This is a genomic window from Citricoccus sp. K5 (genome assembly GCF_902506195.1).
Lineage (GTDB): Bacteria > Actinomycetota > Actinomycetes > Actinomycetales > Micrococcaceae > Citricoccus.
Genome location: NZ_LR732817.1, coordinates 93,596 through 114,578, shown reverse-complemented (window position 1 = coordinate 114,578; position 20,983 = coordinate 93,596). Strand labels below are relative to the sequence as shown.

The window sequence follows — 20,983 nt, the reverse complement described above, 5'->3', positions numbered from 1 at the left end:
CGGCGCAGGGTCGGCCTCAGTCGGTCCAGTCCCGGTAGAGGGTGTCCTCCTTCTCCACCAGGGTCAGGACATCGTAGGTCGCCACGATCTCGTCGTCCTGGTTGTGGATCACGGCGTCCCAGGCCACCTCGCCGTACTCGTCCGTCACCCGCGGGGTGATCCTCTTGGCGGTCAGGGTGATGCGGATGGAGTCACCGGCGGCCACCGGCGTGACGAACCGCAGGTTCTCCAGGCCGTAGTTGGCCAGCACCGGGCCGGGAGCCGGCTCCACGAAGAGTCCGGCGGCCCAGGCCACCAGCAGGTAGCCGTGCGCCACGGTGCCCGGGAAGAAGGGGTTGGCGGCGGCCGCCTCCGGGTTCGTGTGGGCGTAGAAGGTGTCCCCTGTGGTGTGGGCGAACGCGGTGATGTCCTCCTGGGTGACCTGGCGCAGGTCCGAGGCCAGGGCGTCACCGACCCGCAGGTCTGTGAGTGACTTACGGAACGGGTGCTTCTGGCCGGACTCGGCCCCGTACGCCGGTGATCCCGCGATGCGGCGGTCCGCCCCGGTCTGCCACACGCCGGTGACGGCCGTGACCAGGTTGGGCGAGCCCTGCAGGGCGGTGCGCTGCATGTGGTGCAGGACGGCGCGGATGCCGCCGAGCTCCTCACCGCCCCCGGCCCGGCCCGGCCCGCCGTGGACCAGCTGGGGCATCGGAGAGCCATGGCCGGTGCTGGACCGGGCGGTCTCCCGGTTGAGCAAATGCACGCGGCCGTGGTGGCCGGCGATCCCGGTGGTCAGTTCGCGCGCGACCTCCGGATCGTTCGTGCACACCGTGGCCACGAGTGAGCCGGAGCCGCGGGCGGCCAGGCGGACGGCGTCGGTCACGTCGGTGTAGCCCAGCAAGGAGGTCACCGGCCCGAATGCCTCGCGGGAGTGCACGGCCTCGGCGTCCCCGTCCGCCCAGGAGAGCAGTATCGGGGACATGAAGGCACCCTGCTCGACGACGGCCTCCTCACCTGAGGCGGTGCGCACCGAGGGGGCGTCCAGGGTTCCATAGGCGAGTTCACCCCCGGCGGCGAGCAGGTCCTCGACGGCACCGCGCACGTCCCGCAACTGGTCCAGGGAGGCCAGGGCGCCCATGGTGACGCCCTCGGCGCGCGGGTCGCCGAGGACCACGCGTGAGTCCAGCCGCTCGGAGACGGCCCGGGCCACGGCATCCCGCTGGCCCTCGGGGACGATGGTGCGCCGGATGGCGGTGCACTTCTGCCCGGCCTTGACGGTCATCTCGGTGACGACGGCCTTGACGAAGGCATCGAACTCCGGGGTGCCCTCCACGGCGTCCGGGCCGAGGATGGCGGCGTTGAGCGAGTCGGTCTCGGCGGTGAAGCGGACGCCGCCGGTCACCACGTTCGGATGGGCCTTGAGCGACTGCGCTGTGGAGGCCGATCCGGTGAAGGCCAGCAGGTCCCGATAGTCCATGACGTCCAGCAGCCCGCGGGCGGATCCGGAGATCAGCTGCAACGAGCCAGGCGGCAGGATCCCGGATTCGATCATGATCCGCACAGCGGCCTCGGTGACATAGCCGGTGGGGGTGGCCGGCTTGACGATGGTGGGCACGCCGGCGATGAAGGCCGGCGCGAACTTCTCAAGCATGCCCCAGACCGGGAAGTTGAAGGCGTTGACCTGCACAGCTGCTCCCGGGATACGGGTGTAGATGTGGGTGCCGATGAAGGAGCCGTCCTTGGACAGTGGCTCCACGCCCCCGTCCTGGATGACGTTGGCGTTGGGCAGTTCGCGCCGCCCCTTGGACGAGTAGGTGAACAGCACGCCGATACCGCCGTCGATGTCCACCATGTTGTCCACCTGGGTGGCCCCCGTCCGGTGGGAGAGGGCATACAGCTCGTCACGGCGGCCATTGAGGAACATAGCGAGTTCCTTGAGCTTCAGCGCCCGTTCGTGCAGGGTCAGTGCCCCGAGCTCGCGCTGGCCGATGGTGCGGGCATGCGCCAGAACCTCGCCGAGGTCCAGGCCCTCGGCCCCGAAACGGAGCATGGCCTCGCCGGTGTTGGCGTCCCGGACCTCCGCGGTGCGGGAGCCCTCCGCGGGGGTCCACCACTGGTCGAGGACGTAGCTGGGGACGGTGGCGGTGGTCGTGTGCGTGCTCATCCGGCAGAGGCCTTTCTGAACGATCGGTCAGTAATGACCACCACCCTAACAGGAGGGTGGCCCAGCACACACCCTCCGCGGCAGAGCTGCTGGGCTCGCCATTCCGCCACTCGACCAGCCCGGCCGCCCTGGCCCTGGCCATCTCAACCCGGCCGTACTGGCCATCCCCATCGCCTCCACCACCCTGGCCAAAGGTCCAGTTGAATTACCGCCCACCCCTGTGCGTTTAATGGACGCCGGTTAGGTAAGGCTAACCTCATCAACGAAGGGACAGTATGACAGCCCCCAGCTCCACCGAGCAGATGGCCCCGGCCGATCCGACCGGTCAGACCAGCCCGATCAGCCACACCAGCCCGATGCAGGGTCCGGACAGCCTCGCCCTACGGCACCCCGCCGCGGACGCCGCTCTGCTCTCCGCCGACAACGCGCACCGCTTCGTACAGGACACCGGGACCGCTGCCCTGCTGGCCGCCGCGGCGATCGTTCGGGCGCAGTCGCCGACGACCGGACCGGACCCAGCGGACCTGCAGGAGTCCGTCTCGGCCATCGACCTCGCGGCGCCGCTCGGCTCGACCGAGGCCGCGCTGGCCGAGGCCTCCTCGCTCTACCTGGACGATGCGGTGTACTTCCACCACCCCCGGTACGCCGCCCACTTGAACTGCCCGGTGGCCCTGCCGGCCGTGGCGGCGGAGGCACTGGTCACGAGCATCAACACCTCCATGGACACCTGGGACCAGTCGGCCGGCGCCAGCTTGATCGAGCGGCGGCTGGTGCGGTGGGCCGCCGACCTGGCCGGACTGGGTGCGGCAGCGGACGGAATCTTCACCAGCGGCGGCACCCAGTCGAACCTTCAGGCGCTGCTGATGGCCCGCAACCGTGCCGTCTCCCCGGGGACCGGCCCCCTTCCGGGGCGACTGGCCGGCTGGCGGATCTACGCCTCCCAGGACAGCCACTTCAGCATCGTGCGCTCGGCCGTCCACCTCGGTCTGGGTGAGGATGCGGTCGTGCCGATCCCCGTGGACCGGAACCACCGCATGGACCAGGTGGCCCTGGAACGGGCCATGGGCGAGGACGTGGCGCGCGGACTGCGCGCCCTGGCCGTCGTCGCCACCGCTGGCACCACCGACTTCGGCGCCATCGACCCGCTGGACGCCCTGGCCTCAACGGCCCGGAGGAACGGCGCCTGGTTCCACGTGGACGCCGCCTACGGCTGCGGACTGCTCGCCTCCCCCACCCGCCGGCACTGGCTCGCGGGGATCGAACGGGCCGATTCCGTGACCGTGGACTTCCACAAGTCGTTCTTCCAGCCCATCGGCTCCAGTGCGCTGCTGGTGGCCGAGGGCAGCCGGTTCGCCCACATCACGCACCACGCCGACTACCTCAACCCGGACCAGGACCCGGACAGCCCCAACCAGGTGGACAAGTCGCTGCAGACCACCCGGCGCTTCGATGCCCTGAAACTGTGGGTGACGCTGCGGTCCCTGGGCTCCGACGTCCTCGGCGGGCTCTTCGACGCCACCCTGGACCTGGCCGCGGAGGCGGGCCGGCTGGTGGAGGACAGCGGCGAGCTCGAGCTCGCCGCCCCGGTCCAGCTCGGAACCGTGGTGTTCCGGTTCGAACCGGGATGGGGACCTGAGGCGGACGGCGTGGCCGTGGACCGGCTGCAGGATGCCCTCCGGCGTTCGCTGTACCGCTCCGGAGAGGCCATGGTCGCCGCCACCACCGTCGCCGGCCGGCGTCACCTGAAGCTGACCCTGCTCAACCCGCGCACCACCGTGGCCGACGTGGAGGCCATCCTCGAGGCGGTGGTCCGGCATGGGCGTGCCGTGGCCGGATCGGAGGTGGCCGCATGAGCGCGCCCATCGTCCACGACGCCATCGCGATCGGCGCCGGCCCGTTCAACCTGGGTTTCGCCGCCCTGGCCGGCCCTGCCGGTCTGGACGTCGTGGTCCTCGAGGGGCGGGACGCACCCCAATGGCACCCGGGGATGATGCTGGCGGGCACGCACCTGCAGGTGCCGTTCCTCGCCGACTTGGTCTCCCTGGCCGATCCCACCCACCCCCTCTCCTTCCTGGCCTTCCTCAAGGACGCCGGACGGATCTACCCCTTCTACATCCGCGAGGACTTCTACGCCCTGCGGTCCGAGTACGCGAAGTACCTCGCCTGGGCTGCCGAGCAGCTGCCGGTCCGGTACGGGCACCGGGTGACGGACATCCGCCATGACGGCACGGCCTACCGCGTCACCGCTCACACCCCGGACGGCCCGCGCACCCTGGCCGCACGAAACCTCATTCTGGGCACCGGCACCGAACCCCGGATGCCCGACGCCGTCCCCGGCACCTTGCGCTCCGACCCACGCGTCTTCCATTCCTCCGGCTATCTGCCCGCCCGGGAACGGTTGCTGGCGGCTGAGCGCATCGCGGTCGTGGGCAGTGGGCAGAGCGCCGCCGAGGTCTTCGACGACCTGCTGGCCGGAGCCGGCGAACACCGGCACGTGGAGTGGCTGACCCGGTCCCCCCGGTTCTTCCCGCTCGAGTACACCAAGCCGACGCTGGAGATGACGTCCCCGGACTACATCGACCATTTCACCGCCCTGCCTCAATCCGTCCGGGACCGCCTCGGCGCGGAGCATCAGGGGCTGTACAAGGGTGTCAACGCGGACCTGCTGAACAGCATCTACGACCGCCTCTACGCGGCCAGCGTGGACGGCCCCGCCCCGGCCACCCTGCGGACGGCCACCGCCCTCGAGGGCATCCGTGAGAGCACCGGCCGGCTGGTGCTGTCCTTGCGCCACGGCGAGGACGGCGGGCTACAGGAGACCGAGGTCGATGCCGTCGTCCTGGCCACCGGTTATGGCTACCGTCAGCCGGACTTCCTGGCCGGCGTCGAGGACCGGCTGTCCCGCCTGCCGGACGGGCGCTGGGACGTGGACCGTGGCTACGGGATCGGCAGGCACGGCGACGTGTTCGTCCAGAATGCCGAACTGCACACCCACGGGTTCACGGCTCCGGACCTGGGGATGGGCGCCTACCGGAACTCCGTGCTCGTCAACCGCCTGTGCGGTCACGAGCACTACGTGGCGGAGCGCCGGATCGCCTTCCAGGAATTCGGGACGCCCGGCAGCCACGCGACCTTCGACCCCGCCGCCGACGCCGGCACCCCCGCACAGACCACCCCGTCCGCAGACCTCCAGGAGGCCCTTCGATGATCGACCAGACCACCATCCCCACCCCGGCGCCCGCAGGTCCCACCGCTGGCACCGCCCCGGCCACACCCCGGTTCTCCTTCCGACCCGTCGACCCGGCGGCCGATGCCGGGCTGCTCCACTCCTGGGTCAGCACGGAACGGGCGCACTTCTGGGGCCTGACCGGAGCGGGCGTGGAGCAGGTCCGCGCTGAGCACGAGCGGATCGCCGCCGACTCGCACCACCACGCACTGATCGCGCTGGACGGGCACCGTGGCGGGGCGCCGGCCTTCCTGCTGGAGACCTATGACCCGGCCCAGTCCGTGCTGGCCGGCCGCTACGCCTGGCGGCACGGCGACGCCGGACTGCATCTGCTGCTGCCGGACCCGGCCACCACAATTCTCGGCAGCCCGGCCACCACCGGTGGTCCCGAGTCCGGCTACAGCGCCGCCGCGATGGAGGCGTCGCTGGCGCATCTGTTCGCGGATCCGGCGGTGCTGCGCGTGGTGGTCGAACCGGATGCGCGGAACTCCGCGATCCAGGCCCTCAACGCCCGCTTGGGCTTCCGACCCGTGGAGCGGCTGGACCTGCCCGCGGCGGACGGCGCCCCCGCCAAGACGGCCCAGCTGTCCTTCTGCACCCGGTCCGACTTCGCCACCGCCACCGGCCGCCCCTCGGAGACCGTCGCCCACCTGTCCCCGGCACGCTGGGCCACCGCCAACCGCCACCTGCTGGCCAAGGCCCTCGCCGAATTCACCCATGAGCGGCTCCTGGAACCCGTGCTCCAGGCAGACGCGTGGCACGTGGACGGGCCCGGTGTGCGCTACCGGTTCCAGGCCCGGCGCTACGCGCTGGACCACTGGGACATCGATGCCGGGTCCCTGCACTGCGAGGAGCTGACCGGGCACCCGGGCGAGGCTCGTGGGGGCGGCGAGGCGGCCGGCGTCGGGACGCCGGGTGATCCCGAGTCCAATCCCGACGCCGGCTGGGCACCCGCGGTGCCCGACGTCCAGCGGTTCGTCACGGCCTTCCGCGACGTGCTGGGCCTGTCCACGGCGCAGCTGCCGGTGTACCTGGAGGAGATCGGCAGCACGCTGGCCTCCCATTGCTACAAGCAGCTGCACTCGGTGGCCACCGCGGCGGAGCTCGCCGCCGGGACAGGTGACGCCGTGGCAGACTTCCAGAGGATCGAGGCCGCCATGACCGAGGGCCACCCCTGTTTCGTGGCCAACAACGGCCGGCTCGGGCTGGGCTCGGACGACTATCTGGATCTGGCCCCGGAGACCGGCTCGGCCCTGCCCCTGGAGTGGGTGGCCGCCCATGTGTCCCGGACCCGGTTCACCGCGGTGGACGGACTGGACCTGGACGGACTGCTCGAAGCCGAGCTCGGCCCGGAGCTGCGCTCTGTGTTCCGCGCCCGGCTGGAGCAGGCCTGCCGGGACACCGGGTTGGACGCCGCGGACTTCCTGCCGCTACCAGTGCACCCCTGGCAGTGGCGCCACCGCCTGTCGGTGACCTTCGCCGCGGACGTGGCCACGGGGCACCTGGTGCATCTGGGGGCCACGGAGGACCTCTACCAGCCGCAGCAGTCCATCCGGACGTTCTTCAACCGCTCAGCCCCGGAGCGCCACTACGTCAAGACAGCCCTGTCCGTCCTCAACATGGGGTTCCTGCGAGGACTGTCCGCGGAGTACATGGACGCGACACCGGCGATCAACGACTGGCTGCAGGGGCTCTTCGCCGCTGACCCCGAGCTGGATCCGGGGCGTGTCCAACTGCTGCGCGAGGTCGCCGCCGTCGGGTATGCCAATCCGCTGTTCCATGCGGCCACCGAGCGGGATTCGGCCTACCGGAAGATGCTCGCGGCCCTCTGGCGCGAGTCACCGGCCGCGCGCATCGGTCAGGGCGAGCAGCTGACCACCATGGCCTCCCTGCTGCACACGGATGCCGATGGCGCCTCCCTGGCCGCTGCCTACGTCCGGCGCTCCGGGCTGGGGGCCACCGCGTGGCTGGAACGGTACCTGGACGCCTACCTGGTGCCGATCGTGCACTGCCTGGTCCGCCATGACCTGGTCTTCATGCCGCACGGGGAGAACGTGATCCTGGTGCTGAGGGACGGCGCCCCCGAGCGGGTGCTGCTCAAGGACCTGGCGGAGGAGGTCGCGGTGCTCGGGGACCGGACGGACCTGCCCCCGGGCGTCGAACGACTCCGGGCCGAGGTGGCTCCGGAGGACCACGGGCTCTCCATCCTGACGGACATCGTGGACTGCTTCCTGCGCTTCCTGGCCCCGCTGCTCGACCGCGAGGCCCTGGTCACCGAGGAGCAGTTCTGGGCCGTGGTGGCCGGACGCCTGACGGACTACCGGTCCCGGCACCCGGAGACGGCCGAACGGTTCGATGCGCTGCGTCTCCTGGAACCGACCTTCAGGTTGTCCTGCCTGAACCGCCTGCAGCTGCGGAACAACCGGCAGATGGTGGATCTGACGGACCCCGCCGGATCCCTGTCCTATGCCGGGGACCTCGACAATCCCCTGGCCGGCCGCCGAGTCTGAGCAGGGGGGTGGAGGGTCAGGACCAGGTGAAGAAGCCCTGACCGGTCTTGCGGCCGAGCTCGCCGGCGGCGACCTTGTCCCGCAGGATCTGGGGCGGGTCGAAGCGCTCTCCCAGGGTGGAGGCCAGGTATTCGGCGATCCCCAGGCGCACGTCCAGCCCGACGATGTCCGTGGTCCTGAGCGGCCCGGTGGGGTGCTTGTAGCCCAGGACCATGGCGTTGTCGATGTCCTCGGCGGTGGCCACTCCCTCCTCGACCATCCGCATGGCCTCCAGCGCGATCGCGACCCCGAGTCGGGAGGAGGCGAAGCCCGGGGCGTCATTGACCACGACCGCAGTCTTGCCCAGTCCCGCAGTCCACGCCCGGGCCGCGGCCACCCATTCGGGGGCGGTCTGGGCCCCGACCACGACCTCGATCAGGGTCGAGGCCGGGACCGGGTTGAAGAAGTGGAGCCCCAGGAAGTTCTCCGGGTGCACCAGTTCGGCCGAGAGCCCGGTGACGGACAGGCTCGAGGTGTTCGAGGCCAGCACCGCCCCGTCTCCCAGGTGCCGTTCGACGTCCTTGAGGGAGGCGACCTTCAGCTCCCAATCCTCCGGGACCGCCTCGATCACCAGTTCCCGGTCCGCGAAAGCGCTCCGGTCCAGAGTCACGGCCAGGCGGTCCAGGACCTGCTCGAGCGGGCCCTGCAGCACCCCGCGCTCGATCGAGGCCGCTGCCGACGCGCTCACCCGTTCACGGGCCGCAGCCGCAGCAGCCTCGTCACGCTCCACCACGACCACCTCGGCGCCCTTGATCAGGAACGCATGCGCGATCCCGGCACCCATCCGCCCGCCCCCGAGCACGCCGACCCGGGCCGGAACCATCGCGGATTCTGCACTACTCATGACTGCTCCCGGCTGGTGTTGTTCTTGCTGGACTTGCTGGCTTTGCGGTCGAGGAAGGCCTGCATGCGGTCGAACTTCGCCTCGGACTCGAAGAGCATGCCCTGGGCCAAGGTGTCGATCACCGGGTGGGCCTCACGCGGGGCATGGAACACCGACTTGGTGATCCGCACCGCCAGCGGGTCCTGCGCAGCGATCCGATCCGCCAACGAGTGCGCGGCGTCGAGGAGCTGTTCCGGCTCGACCAGTTCGCTGATCAGACCGGCTGCCAGGCACTCGGCGCCGGTCAGGACTCGGCCGGCCAGCAGGATCTGCTTGGCCAGCGGCTCACCGACGAGTTCCTTCAGCCGCCAGGTCGCCCCCGCGGCGGCCATGATGCCCAGGTTCGTCTCCGGGTTGCCCATCCGCAGCGCCGCCGTCCCGATCCGGAAGTCCGCGGCATACGCCAGCTCCGCGCCCCCACCCAACGCGTATCCGTCCAGGGCGGCGATCACCGGCATCGGCAGCTTCGCGATCCGATCGAAGATCGTGGAGTTGATCCCGGCCAGCGCGTCCTCCCGGCGGCGCTCACGCAGCTGGGCGATATCCGCCCCCGAGGCGAAGACCCCCTGGGTGCCGGCCTCGGCGTCCGAGGGCGTCCCGGTCAGGATCAGCACCTTCGGCACCCGCTCCAGGTGGGCACAGACCGCGTGAAGCTCATCGACCATCACCTGGTCGATTGCGTTGCGCACCTCGGGCCGGTGCAATCGCACCACGAGCCGATCCTCGCTCTCCTCCACCGCCAACGTCGCGAAGATGTCCGGGTTCAGATTCTCCAGCGGCACCATCAGACCGCCTCCACCAGCAGCGCCGCGCCCTGACCGACGCCGACGCACATCGTGGCCAGGCCCCGTGCGCCCGGGGACGCCTCGCGCTCGAGCCGGCCGAGCAGGGTGATCACGATCCGGGACCCGGAGGAGCCGAGCGGGTGTCCGAGGGCGATCGCGCCGCCGTCGTTGTTCACCGTCCCGGCGTCCAGGCCCAGTTCGCGCAGACTGGCCAGGGATTGCGAGGCGAACGCCTCGTTGAGCTCGACGGCGGCGAGGTCACCGACCGCGGTGCCCGTGCGTTCCAGCACCTTGCGGCTGGCCGGGACCGGACCCATGCCCATGATCTCCGGTGCCAGCCCGGCCGAGGCTCCCGCCAGTACCCGGGCACGAGGCGTGAGCCCGTACCTCTCCACGGCGGCCTCGGAGGCGACGATGATCGCGGACGCCCCGTCGTTCAGCGTGGAGGCGTTGCCGGCGGTGACCACGCTGCCGCCCTTCACCACGGGGCGAAGCCCGGCGAGGACGTCGGGCGAGGTGCCCGGCCGGGGCCCCTCGTCGGTGTCCACCACCGTTTCGGCGCCCTTGCGTCCCTGGACAGTCACGGGGACGATCTCCTCGGCGAAGCGCCCGGCCTCGATGGCGGCGAGGGCACGTTCGTGGGACCGGACGGCGAACGCATCGCAGTCCTCGCGCGAGGTGTTGTAGACCCGGGCCACCTCCTCCGCCGTCTCCGGCATGGAGTAGGTGGCCTTGCCGCCGCGGGAGTACTCCCCGGACAGGAAGGCCGGGTTGGTGAAGCGCCAGCCGATGGAGGTGTCCACGACCTCGCCCGGCTTGGAGAACGGCGTGGCCGGTTTCTCCATGACCCAGGGGGCGCGGGACATGGACTCGACGCCGCCGGCCACCACGATCTCGGCCGCACCGGCCTGGATCATGTGGGTGGCCATCTGGATGGCACTCATGCCCGAGGCACAGAGGCGGTTGACGGTGATGCCGGGGACGTGGTCCGGGTAGCCGCACAGCAACCAGGCCATCCGGGCGACATTGCGGTTCTCCTCACCCGCTCCATTGGCGTTGCCGTAGATGACCTCATCGACCGCGGCCGGGTCCAGCCCCGAACGCAAGACCGCGGCGCGGATGGTCACCGCCGCCAGATCGTCTGGGCGGACGGAGGAGAGGGCACCCCCATAACGGCCGACCGGCGTGCGAGCACCTCCGATCAGGAATGCTTCGCTCACTTCGGCTCCGTTCGACGGGGATGGTGGGGTTCGCTGACTGGACGGCAGACAATTACCGACCAATCGTTCACTATTAGATTCGCACCCCCGGCCGGCGGGGTCAACCAGTCCAGTCACCCCCGCGGTGAATGTGGCGTGACTCACAAGAGTGGATTATCATCGTGCGGTGACCGAACGGTCAGTCACTAATCCGCACCGTCCTCAGCATCCCATCCGTCGTCTGGAGCTCACCATGGCAGATTCACAGACCGCAGCGGCAGCCCGCCCGCGGCGCAGCGCCGAGGAGCGCAAGGTCCTCGCCGGCACCCTGGTCGGTACCACCATCGAGTGGTACGACTTCTTCATCTACGCCCAGGCCGCGGCCTTCGTGCTGGCGCCATTGTTCTTCGCGCCGCTGGCTGAGGAGAACGCACCCCTGGCCCAGGTGGTCTCCTGGGCCTCCCTGGGCATCAGCTTCCTGTTCCGACCCCTCGGCGCCATCATCGCCGGCCACCTGGGGGACAAGTACGGACGCAAGATGATCCTGGTGCTCACCCTGGTCGGCATGGGCGGGGCCACGGCCCTGATCGGCATGCTGCCCACTCACGCCGTGATCGGCGTCTGGGCCCCGATCCTCCTGATCTTCCTGCGCATCGTCCAGGGTTTCTCCGCCGGTGGCGAATGGGGCGGAGCCGCCCTGATGTCGGTCGAGCACGCTCCGCGCAACCTGCGCAGCACCTTCGGCTCCTACCCGCAGATCGGTGTTCCGATCGGCATGCTGCTGGCCACCGCCTTCATGACGCTGCTGACCAGCTCCATGTCCGAGGAGGCCTTCATGGCCTGGGGCTGGCGCATCCCGTTCCTGTCCTCCGTGGTGCTGATCCTGGTGGGCTACCTCATCCGGCGCGCCGTGGACGAGTCCCCGGTGTTCAAGGAGATGCAGCTGCGCAAGAAGGAATCCGCCGCTCCCCTGGGCGTGCTCCTGAAGAGCCACAAGAAGAACGTCATCCTGGCCGCCCTGATCTTCGCCGCCAACAACGCGGCCGGTTACCTGGTCATCGCGTTCTTCGCCTCCTACGGCGCCAATGTGCTGGGCATGAGCCGGGAGTCCACGCTCGTGGCCTCCTTCATCGGCGGCCTCGGCTGGCTGGCGTTCACCATGCTGGGCGGCAGGCTCGGTGACCGGATCGGCAAGATCCGCACCTTCCAGATCGGCTACGGCATCATCATCCTGTGGGCGATCCCCATGTGGTTCCTGCTGGACACCGCCTCACTGCCGCTGTTCACCCTGGCCATCGTCATCCTCACCATCGGCCTCGGCCCCTCGTACGGCCCGCAGTCCGCGCTCTATGCCGAGATGTTCCCCGCCAATGTTCGCTATTCCGGCGTGTCGATCGGCTATGCCTTCGGCTCGATCATCGGCGGCGCCTTCGCCCCGATGATCGCCCAGCTGCTGCTGAACCGCACCGGTGCCAGCTGGACCATCGGCGTCTACATCGCCGCGCTGGCCATCGTCTCCTTCGTGGCCGTGTCCCTGGTGCCGAAGTCCGTGGAGGGATCCGATCTGCACGTGGACGAGGCGCACCGGGAACACCTGGCCGCCCACCCGGAGGACGCACCCCTGGTCGACGAGGCGACCCAAGCGGACCAGGCTGCCCCGGCCAGGAACCCCGAGACCCCGCAGACACTGGGGACGCCCGAGGACCGTTGAGCCACAGCGGCCCGGGTGCCGGCCCCAGCTGGAGCGGGCTCCCGGGCCGTGAGCCAGGGCTCTACCGCAGTCCGGCCGGAGTGAAGTCGGTCGAGCCGGCGAACTCGGGCCGCGGCCTGGCCGCCGCGTATGGCTCCTCAATGGTGTTCTCCACCGAGTTGAACACGATGAACACGTTGGAGCGCGGGACGGGGGTGACATTGCCGTTGGACGCGTGCATGCAGTTGCTGTCGAACATGACGGCGCCACCGGCCCGGCCCTCCAGCACGTCGATCCCGTAGCGATCGTAGAAGTCCGTCAGGATCTGCTTGCTCGGGGTCCCGGCGCCCTGCATGACCAGGGACTTGAGGTAGTTGTCCTCCGGGGTCGCCCCGTCGCAGGAGACGTACTCACGGTGCGAGCCGGGCATGATCATCAGGGGCCCGTTGTAGGAGTGGTTGTCCGTCATCGAGATCGATATGCTGACGGCCCGGGGTGCGGGCATGCCGTCTTCCGCGTGCCACGTCTCGAAGTCGGAGTGCCACATGAACTCCTTGCCCTCGAATCCGGGCTTGAAGTTCACGCGGGACTGGTGGATGTAGACGTCCGAGCCCAGCAGCTGGCGGGCACGGTCCACCACCCGCGGGTCGTTGGCGATCCTCTTGAACACCGGGCTGATGCGGTGCACGTCGAAGACGGAGCGCACCTGACGGCTGCTGGCCTCGACCACGCAGCGCTCGTCCGCCCGGACCTGTGGGTCTTGCGAGAGGCGTTCGAGTTCTCGGTGGAACTCCGCCACCTCGTCGTCGCTGACCAGCCGGTCGATCGACAGGTACCCGCGGGCGTCGAACCCGTCCAGGGTCGCCTGGTCCAGCGGGCCGTCTGACGCGGACCCCCACACCACCGCATCCTCGCGGGGCATGACCTTGACCTCACCATTGTTCCGGGTGGGGTAGGTGTCGATTCTGTGCTGCGTTGCCGTTGCAGTCATCGGTCTTCTCCTATCCTTCGGTGTTCTGCGCGGTTTCGGTGGTTCTCACCACACGGGTGCGGGCCCTACTATGCCCCGTCACCCCACATACCACTGTGGCCCGGCACCCCGATCCCCCGCAAGGGGAGTTCGGGGCACCGGGCCACAGCCGGGCGGCTCAGGCCGGCACCGATCAGTACCGGTCCGCGCCAGTCAGGCCCTCAGGCCATCGCTTCGGTTTCGACGTTGGCCTTCTTCGGCACCTTGCGGTCCGAGCCCTCTTCGAAGACCAGCTGGTAGACGCCATTGGCGTCGTGGGTCTCGCGGCCGGTCACCGGCGGGTTGAAGACACAGGCCATGCGCAGCTCGGTGGTGGCGCGCACGGTGTGCTTCTCGTTGCCGTCCAGCAGGTACATGGTGCCGTCCTTGAGCTCGTGCACCTCACCGGTCACCTCGTTGGTCAGGGTGCCCTCGCCCTGCACGCAGTACACGGCCTCGATGTGGTTCGCGTAGTGGAACGTCGAGGTGGTGCCGGCGTAGATCACGGTGTCGTGGAAGGAGAAGCCGACGCCCTCGCGCGCCAGCACCATGCGGCGTGAGCGCCAGGTCTCCGACTTGATGTCACGCTCGGTGTCGTTCAGGTCATTCAGGTTGGTCACCAGCATGTGGATTCCTTTCGGTCAGGACGGTTGGTACATCTGCAGGGGGCACGACGACGGCCGGCGCGGCGTGTGCCGCACAACGTACCGCCGTCGGTGCCGTGGAGGAAAGCGCCAAGGCGCTGAGGGACTCAGGCGGCGGCGAGAGCGCCGGTTCCCGGCTGATAGGCGACGTCGGTGCCGGTCACCGTGGACACGGCGGCCGCGATGATGCCCATGCCACGCTCGAGCTGGTCCTTCGGGGTGGTCAGAGCCGGCATCAGCTTCAGGACCTCATCGTCGGGACCGGAGGTCTCCACGAGCAGACCGTTCCGGAAGGACTCGGCGGCCACCTTGCCGGCCACCTCCGTGTCGGCGAAGTGCAGGCCGGCCAGCAGGCCGCGGCCACGGACGGAGGCACCGTCCACGGAGTTGGCGATCTGCTCCAGGGCACCGTGCACGGTGGCGATGGCCTCGGCCAGCTGTCCCTTCTGGAACGAGTCGTCGGCCCAGAACTCCTTCAGGGTGGCGGTGGCGGTGACGAACGCCGGGTTGTTTCCACGGAAGGTCCCGTTGTGCTCGCCGGGCTCCCACACATCCAGCTCGGGGCGGAACAGGGTCAGGGCCATCGGCAGGCCATAACCGGAGATCGACTTGGAGACGCAGACGATGTCCGGGGTGAAGCCGGCCTCCTCGAAGCTGAAGAAGGTGCCGGTCCGGCCGCAGCCGGCCTGGACGTCGTCCACGATCAACAGGATCTCGTGCTTGCCGCACAGATCCGAGAGCTGCTTGAGCCACTCGAGGCGGGCGGCACGCACGCCGCCCTCGCCCTGCACGGTCTCCACGATGATGGCGGCCGGCTTGTCCACGCCGGAGCCGGAGTCCTCCAGGACACGCTCCAGCCACATGAAGTCCTCGGTCTCACCGTTGAAGTAGTCGTCATACGGGATCTTCGAGCTGTTGGTCAGCGGGATGCCGGCGCCCTTGCGCTTCATCGAGTTGCCCGTCACGGACAGCGAGCCCAGGGTCATGCCGTGGAACGCGTTGGTGAAGGACAGGATGTGCTGGCGGCCGGTCACCTTGCGGGCCAGCTTGAGGGCGGCCTCCACGGTGTTGGTGCCCGTCGGGCCGGGGAACATGACCTTGTAGTCCAGTCCGCGCGGCTTCAGGATGACGTCACTGAAGGTCTGCAGGAAGTCCCGCTTGGCCGGCGTCATCATGTCCAGGGAGTGCACCGGGGCATCGCTGGAGAGGTACTCGACCAGGGCCTTCTGCAGCAGCGGGTGGTTGTGCCCGTAGTTCAGCGCGCCGGCACCGGAGAAGAAGTCCAGGTACTCGGTGCCGTCCTCGGCGGTCTGGACGGCACCCTTGGCCTGGGTGAAGACGGTGGGCCAGCCGCGGCTGTAGCTGCGGACCTCGGATTCGATGGTGGTGAAGACGGTGGTGTCCATGGTTCATCCCTTTCTTGGCAGGCATCCGTGTGGTGGACGGCCTGCATGGTCGGTGGGGGCGATGGCGAGTGGTGATGGATTCAAGTTCGGGTCGCGCTGAGGTTTGCCGGCCACAGGGCGAGGACGCTGCACGGCATCGGCAGCGCTACGACGCGTTGACGGCGCGACTACTCCGCGAGGGGAGAGATGCGGTGGAGGTATTCCGTGTCATGGCCATCCGGGTACATCTCCGCGGTGATCAGCGGGGTGATCTGGTGATCCGCTCCGAAGCGCTCGGCGAGGCTCGCGAACAATCGCTGGGAGGCCGCGTTGTCATCCGTGATGGTGGTCTCCAGCGCCTCGGCGGAGGTGCGGGTGACGAGTTCGTCCAGCATGCGGGAGGCCAGCCCGTGGCCTCGGGCGGCCTCGGTCACGGCCACCTGCCACACCATCAGCGTGGCGGGGGCGTCAGGCCGGAGGTAGCCGGTGACGAAGCCAGCCGGCTCGCCGTCGATCTCGGCGATCACGGTGGTGTCGGCGAAGTCCCTGCACCAGAGCAGGTAGTAGTAGGACGAGTTGAGGTCGAGGACCTTCGAGTCCTTGGTCATGTGCCACAACGCCGCTCCATCCTCAGTCTGCGGAGGGCGGAGCACGGGGGCTGTCGGTCGGGTGGTCAGTGCTGTGTCTGCATCATCTGCCATCCCCTCCAACCTAACGAGATGAAATCTGATTTCAAGCCCGGTCTGGCGGATTTCCGGGGTTTTGGCCCCATCTCCGGCCGGATATCGCCCCGTCCGACACGCCGCCGCATCCCATAGCTGACGCGGTTGCCCGGGCAAATCTTTCGAGGCCGAACGGGCACCGTTAGATCTTTATCATTCCGTTATCTTTGCAACGCCAAGAATAGCGTGCTATGAGCCCCGTCACAACGACTGGGAGCCGAACGCATCCGCTCTGGGCTAGGTTGCTGGAATGACCTTCTCGACCTCGCAGATCACAGCGCCGCCCTCCGCCGCACGCCCCCAACTGCTCGGCCGCACCGAGCAATTGATGCGCGTGCAGCTGTTCGAGGCACAACAGCGGGGGGCGCGCGAGCGGACGGGAACCCTGAGAACGGGACCCTGGTCCGTGGATCCCGAGGGGCGCCATAGCGGGCTCTCCGCCGCCGTGGTGCTGGACAACACACTGGCCCGGGCCATCCGAGCAGCCGCCCCGGGCCTGGACTGGATCGTCACCACCGAGCTGCAGCTCAACTTCAGCCGCCCCTTCCCAGGGGAGGAGACCGTTCTGGACTCCTGGGCGAGCGCGGCCGCCGTCGATTCCCTGGGCGGCATGGCCCAGGCCAGCCTGCAGGACGCTGAGGGAACGGTCTACGTCAACGCCACGGGGTGGTTCCAGGGCGTCGGCCCGAGCTCCGGCACCACAGCAGAGCAGTACAGGCGACTCGCATCGCTCCCGCTCGGCCCCGAGACCGAGGCCCCCCTGGCCTCGCTCATGGGCATGCACGGCTGCGCCGTTCCGGACCAGGACACGAACGAGCGGCCCTCCGTCACCGACCAGTTCCAGGATGGTCCGCAGTTTGCCGAGAACGACGAGTTGATCAACCCTCAGGGCGCGGTGCACGGTGGGGCGCTGACCATCATGTCCGGGCTGGCGGCCCAGCAGGCCATGCCGGACCGGAGCGGACTCGACCTGCAGTCGCTACGAGTCCTCTTCCTCCGGCCGGCCGGGGGCGCCATCGCCGCTCGCACCCGGGTTCGCCACGCAGGGCGCTCCCTACGCATCGTGGACGTAGAGCTGGTGGCCGGCGGGCCCGACGTCGGTCATCTCACCCAGGCCAAGCCGTTCGTCCAGGCCGCAGCGGTGTTCCGCGCCGCACGCTGACGGCCGCGGCGAGACGGCAGCGGGAAAGACCGCTCAGGCGGCCTGCTTGGCGTGCTTGGAGTCCTTGCCGCGATCCAGGCCCAGGTCCTTCAGCGGGGTGCCGTCAATGGCCTGGACCATGACGTCCTCGGCCTCAACCACGGAGATGTCCAGGACGATCGCGACCTCGGCCGCGAGGATCTCCACGGCGTCACGGTAGAGGGTGCGCTCGGCCATGGACAGGTCCTTCTCGGCCTGCCGGCGGTGCAGGTCTCGGACCACTTCGGCCACGCGAGGCAGGTCACCGGTCGCCAGCTTCTCCTGGAACGCCTTCAACCGGCGGGACCACTGCTCCTCGACGTACTCGCTCGGCTTGGCCAGGAGGGACATCAGCTTGCGGACCTGGGTGTGGCTGCTGACATCGCGGACACCGATGTCCTTGACCATCGATTCGGGGACGGAGATACGCAAGCCCTTGTCCTGGATGTCCAGTTCCACATACGCGACGTCCTTGCCCTTCAATTGCCGGACCTGACGATCGAGGACGATCGCGGGGCCGTGGTGGGGATGGACAACAAACTGACCGGGAACCAGACGCATGGGTGGGATGCACCTTCCTGTTGCTTACACCGAGATGTCACCGGGGCAAGCAGAAGCCTGCCACCGGGAAAATGACCAATTCATTTTCTCATTATTTGATCCAAAAAACAAGTCGGCGGTGTGTCCTTGGGCCCGCTGGACGGCAGGATGCCTTATGCTCTCGGCAATCTGCGCTTCCGGGGCCGCGCGGGCTTGTCCCCGGATTGGTCCGGCATGCGCCCCGGGGCGGCGGTCTGCTCCTCGCCCCGGACGATCGCGACGTCCGTGGCCGCCTCGCGGTCCCCGGTGCGGGGACCTGGACCGGAGTCCCGGACGGGGCCGGATCCGGCGTCCGGGACGCTGCCGCCCATCAGCTCACTGGGCTCGGAGAAGTCCCCCGCGGAGAAGCGCAGGGTCCCGAGGATGCGGTTGAGGTCCGTCAGCTCCCCCGCGGGCAGCCCGAGGTCGGTGAAGACCTTGCGGTTGAGCTCCCGGGCGGCCTGCAGGGCCAGGTCGCGGCCTTGGGGGGTGATGGCGATGAGGTTGGCCCGGCCGTCCGTGGGGTGTGGCTGGCGTTCCACGAGTCCTGCCTGGCCCAGCCGTTCCACGGTGTTGGTGACGGAGGTCGGATGGACCTGGAGTCGGCTCGAGGCCTTGGCCAGCGGCATTGCCCCGGTCCGGGAGAACCCCAGCAGGGTCAACATCTCGAAGCGCGCGAAGGTCAGGTCCAGGGGCCGCAGCACGGCGTCGATGCGGGCCATGAGGATCTGCTGCGCGCGGAACAGCGAGGTCACTGCCGCCATGGCGTCGGCGGATTCCTCCCAGCCGTGGCCCGCCCAATTCTGGTGGGCCTGTGCCACGGGGTCGTGCTGGAGCGGAGGGGTCACGATGCGGGTTCCCCCGTCCTGGTGCGCCTCTGGGTGTCCCGCCCGCCGTTCCAGGTGAACTCCGGGGTCCTCTTGGACAGGAACGCTCCGACCCCGGCTTCGGCGTCCCCGGCGGTGGCCATCAGGTGTTGCCAGTGGTCGCTGGCGTTCTGCAGTTCCGCCCCGCTGTCATCGCCGGCGCCCGCCGCATCAATGGTGTCCACGATGTCCTTCATGGCTTGAATGGACAGTTGGGACCGGGCGGCGAGCCGCTGCACGAACGCGTTCACCTCGTCCCAGAACGTCTCGGCCGGGTGGACCGCCTGGACCAGGCCCAGCACGCGGGCCCGCTCGGCATCCACGAAGTCGCCGCTGAACAGCAGGTACTTGGCGGTGGCCGGCCCGGCGATGCGCACGAGCCGCTCGATCCCGGCGGTCGGATACACGATCCCGATCTTGGCCGGGGTGATCCCGAAGGTCGCCCCGGACGAGGCCAGCCGGATGTCACAGGCCGCCGCGATCTGCCAGGCGCCACCGAGGCAGTAACCCTCGACGGCGGCGATGGTCGGCTTGTGCAGTCCGGCCAGGGCCGCCTCGCCGACGGCCACGGCGCCACCGTCGTGGTGCCCGGAGTCCTCGTCCCTCAGGATGGCGCGCAGATCGGAGATGTCCGCCCCGGCCGAGAAGTCCGTCCCGGCCCCCCGCACGACGACGGCCCGCACCGATGCGTCATCGGCCAGTCGGGCGCAGGCCGGCTCCAGGGCCCGCCACATGGCCTCCGTCATGGTGTTGCGCCGCCCCGGATTGGACAGGGTGAGCGTGGCGATGGACCCCGACTGGGACACCTCCACCGATCCACCGGACGCGGTGGTCTCCGTCATGACCGCGCCCCCTGTCCTCCACGCTCCTGCACGATGCCCGCCTCGACGAGGCCGGCGATCTGGCCCTCGTCCAGGCCCAGACCCTCGAGCACGGACCGGGTGTCCTCGCCCAGCGCCGGTGGGGCCTTGCGCACGCCCGTGGCAGTGCCGTCGATGCTCAGCGGCCCACGCAGCAATGGCAGCGCCGAGCCGTCCAGCCGCTGGACGGTCTGCACCATGTCCAAGGCCTGCACCTGGGGGTCCTCGAAGGCCTGGGCGTAGGTGTAGATGGGCCCGGTGGGGATCCCCGCGGCGCGGAACGCCTCGATCCACTCCAGCCCGGGGCGGGTCACCAGCTGCTGTTCGATCAGCTCGGTCAGCTCGGCCCGGTGCTCCGAGCGGTCACGCCCCAGGGCGAAGCGTGGATCCTCCTCGAGTTCGGGGGCGCCGATGATCGCGCAGAACTTCTTCCAATGCACCTGGTTGCCCACCGCGATGATCGCCGGGATGTCGGCGGTCCGGAAGACCCCGTACGGGGAGAGCACGGGGTGGTTGTTGCCCTGCGGCACCGGGACGGTACCCGTGCTGAGGTAGTTCTGGCCCTGGAACGCCGAGACGGCCAGTCCGGCCTCCAGCAGGGAGGTCCCCACCTCGTGGCCTCGCCCCCCGTTGCCGGGGCGGCCGGCCAGCGAGGCGCAGATCCCCACCGCGGTGAAGACGCCCGCGTAGAGGTCCATCACCGGCACCCCCACCCGGGTGGGAGAGTCCGCATCCGGGCCCGTCACGGACATCAGCCCGGACATCCCCTGGGCCACCTGGTCCAGCCCGGCGGCCTGGGCCAGTGGGCCGGTGGTCCCGAACCCGGAGACGGAGGCGATGACCAGACCGGGGTTCGCCGCGCGCAGCGCCTCCGGGTCCAAGCCCATGGTGGCCAGCACCCCGGGGCGGAAGTTCTCCACCAGCACGTCCGCGGACACCGCGAGGTCCCACAGCAGCTGACGGCCCTGCTCGGTGTAGAAGTCCACCGCGATCGACTGCTTGTTGCGGTTCGTCGAATCGAAGTAGAGCGAGTGCTCGTCCTCGAACGGTGGCCAGGACCGGGTGGAGTCCCCACCCTTGGCGGACTCCACCTTGATGATGTCCGCCCCGAGGTCTCCCAGCAGCGCCGTGCAGTACGGCCCCGCCAGGGCCCGGGACAGGTCCATCACGGTGATCCCGGCCAGCGGCAGGGCCGCGCCCGCCGCGGCGGGTGACCCGCCGCCGTCGGGCACGGTGTGGTCCGCACTCTGGTGAGTCATG

General features: G+C 69.5%; 17 protein-coding genes. 5 read left to right on the top strand and 12 right to left on the bottom strand.

Going from position 1 to position 20,983, the window contains the following annotated elements:
• Window positions 1-16: 16 nt before the first annotated feature.
• Window positions 17-2,146, bottom strand: coding sequence for a phenylacetic acid degradation bifunctional protein PaaZ (gene paaZ / locus BOSE125_RS00495; protein ID WP_159548569.1), 2,130 nt, complete (start codon window positions 2,144-2,146; stop codon window positions 17-19).
• 275 nt (window positions 2,147-2,421) lie between these two features.
• Here paaZ and BOSE125_RS00490 point away from each other — a divergent pair, with 275 nt between their 5' ends.
• Genes BOSE125_RS00490 through BOSE125_RS00480 form a run of 3 tightly spaced genes read left to right on the top strand, consistent with a single transcriptional unit; the run spans window position 2,422 to window position 7,882 of the window.
• The gene (locus BOSE125_RS00490; RefSeq protein WP_236557744.1) at window positions 2,422-3,999 is read left to right on the top strand and encodes an aspartate aminotransferase family protein; all 1,578 of its coding nucleotides are present in this window, start codon (window positions 2,422-2,424) and stop codon (window positions 3,997-3,999) included.
• Complete coding sequence (locus tag BOSE125_RS00485; protein WP_159548566.1) at window positions 3,996-5,354, top strand: lysine N(6)-hydroxylase/L-ornithine N(5)-oxygenase family protein; 1,359 nt, start codon at window positions 3,996-3,998, stop codon at window positions 5,352-5,354. Before BOSE125_RS00490 ends, BOSE125_RS00485 begins: the two co-directional genes overlap by 4 nt.
• Window positions 5,351-7,882, top strand: a complete 2,532-nt coding sequence (locus BOSE125_RS00480) for a GNAT family N-acetyltransferase (protein ID WP_159548563.1) — start codon at window positions 5,351-5,353, stop codon at window positions 7,880-7,882. The genes BOSE125_RS00485 and BOSE125_RS00480 overlap by 4 nt, the downstream gene beginning before the upstream one ends.
• A 16-nt stretch (window positions 7,883-7,898) precedes the next feature.
• Here BOSE125_RS00480 and BOSE125_RS00475 read toward each other — a convergent pair whose 3' ends face one another.
• The 3 genes from BOSE125_RS00475 to BOSE125_RS00465 are packed head-to-tail and all read right to left on the bottom strand — an operon-like array spanning window position 7,899 to window position 10,809.
• Window positions 7,899-8,765 (bottom strand): 3-hydroxyacyl-CoA dehydrogenase family protein, encoded by an 867-nt coding sequence (locus tag BOSE125_RS00475; RefSeq protein WP_159548560.1) that lies wholly within the window; start codon window positions 8,763-8,765, stop codon window positions 7,899-7,901.
• Entirely contained in the window at window positions 8,762-9,589 is an 828-nt protein-coding gene (locus tag BOSE125_RS00470) for an enoyl-CoA hydratase/isomerase family protein (protein WP_159548557.1), read from the bottom strand. The genes BOSE125_RS00475 and BOSE125_RS00470 overlap by 4 nt, the downstream gene beginning before the upstream one ends.
• Complete coding sequence (locus BOSE125_RS00465; RefSeq protein WP_159548554.1) at window positions 9,589-10,809, bottom strand: acetyl-CoA C-acyltransferase; 1,221 nt, start codon at window positions 10,807-10,809, stop codon at window positions 9,589-9,591. Before BOSE125_RS00465 ends, BOSE125_RS00470 begins: the two co-directional genes overlap by 1 nt.
• Window positions 10,810-11,041: 232 nt before the next feature.
• Here BOSE125_RS00465 and BOSE125_RS00460 point away from each other — a divergent pair, with 232 nt between their 5' ends.
• Window positions 11,042-12,499 carry an MFS transporter gene (locus BOSE125_RS00460; protein ID WP_159548551.1) on the top strand — a complete coding sequence of 486 codons (1,458 nt, stop codon included), beginning with the start codon at window positions 11,042-11,044 and terminating at the stop codon, window positions 12,497-12,499.
• Between the two features lie 61 nt (window positions 12,500-12,560).
• Here BOSE125_RS00460 and thpD read toward each other — a convergent pair whose 3' ends face one another.
• The 4 genes from thpD to ectA all read right to left on the bottom strand — a co-directional run bounded on the left by thpD (window position 12,561) and on the right by ectA (window position 16,124).
• Window positions 12,561-13,469 (bottom strand): ectoine hydroxylase, encoded by a 909-nt coding sequence (gene thpD, locus BOSE125_RS00455; protein ID WP_159548548.1) that lies wholly within the window; start codon window positions 13,467-13,469, stop codon window positions 12,561-12,563.
• Between the two features lie 200 nt (window positions 13,470-13,669).
• A complete protein-coding gene (locus BOSE125_RS00450) occupies window positions 13,670-14,113 on the bottom strand; it encodes an ectoine synthase (RefSeq protein WP_115932809.1) in 444 nt (147 codons plus the stop codon).
• Window positions 14,114-14,238: 125 nt separating this feature from the next.
• Window positions 14,239-15,537, bottom strand: a complete 1,299-nt coding sequence (gene ectB, locus BOSE125_RS00445; protein WP_159548545.1) for a diaminobutyrate--2-oxoglutarate transaminase — start codon at window positions 15,535-15,537, stop codon at window positions 14,239-14,241.
• 167 nt (window positions 15,538-15,704) lie between these two features.
• Entirely contained in the window at window positions 15,705-16,124 is a 420-nt protein-coding gene (gene ectA / locus BOSE125_RS00440) for a diaminobutyrate acetyltransferase (RefSeq protein WP_236557743.1), read from the bottom strand.
• Window positions 16,125-16,488: 364 nt separating this feature from the next.
• Between ectA and BOSE125_RS00435 the strand changes: the two genes are divergently transcribed.
• A complete protein-coding gene (locus BOSE125_RS00435; protein WP_159548539.1) occupies window positions 16,489-17,400 on the top strand; it encodes an acyl-CoA thioesterase domain-containing protein in 912 nt (303 codons plus the stop codon).
• Window positions 17,401-17,433: 33 nt separating this feature from the next.
• Here BOSE125_RS00435 and BOSE125_RS00430 read toward each other — a convergent pair whose 3' ends face one another.
• The 4 genes from BOSE125_RS00430 to BOSE125_RS00415 all read right to left on the bottom strand — a co-directional run bounded on the left by BOSE125_RS00430 (window position 17,434) and on the right by BOSE125_RS00415 (window position 20,982).
• The gene (locus tag BOSE125_RS00430) at window positions 17,434-17,979 is read right to left on the bottom strand and encodes a CarD family transcriptional regulator (RefSeq protein ID WP_159548536.1); all 546 of its coding nucleotides are present in this window, start codon (window positions 17,977-17,979) and stop codon (window positions 17,434-17,436) included.
• A gap of 152 nt (window positions 17,980-18,131) precedes the next feature.
• A complete protein-coding gene (locus tag BOSE125_RS00425; RefSeq protein WP_201301098.1) occupies window positions 18,132-18,845 on the bottom strand; it encodes a MarR family winged helix-turn-helix transcriptional regulator in 714 nt (237 codons plus the stop codon).
• Complete coding sequence (locus tag BOSE125_RS00420; protein WP_159548533.1) at window positions 18,842-19,705, bottom strand: enoyl-CoA hydratase/isomerase family protein; 864 nt, start codon at window positions 19,703-19,705, stop codon at window positions 18,842-18,844. The genes BOSE125_RS00425 and BOSE125_RS00420 overlap by 4 nt, the downstream gene beginning before the upstream one ends.
• The gene (locus tag BOSE125_RS00415) at window positions 19,702-20,982 is read right to left on the bottom strand and encodes a CaiB/BaiF CoA-transferase family protein (RefSeq protein ID WP_159548530.1); all 1,281 of its coding nucleotides are present in this window, start codon (window positions 20,980-20,982) and stop codon (window positions 19,702-19,704) included. Before BOSE125_RS00415 ends, BOSE125_RS00420 begins: the two co-directional genes overlap by 4 nt.
• Window position 20,983 lies beyond the last annotated feature (1 nt).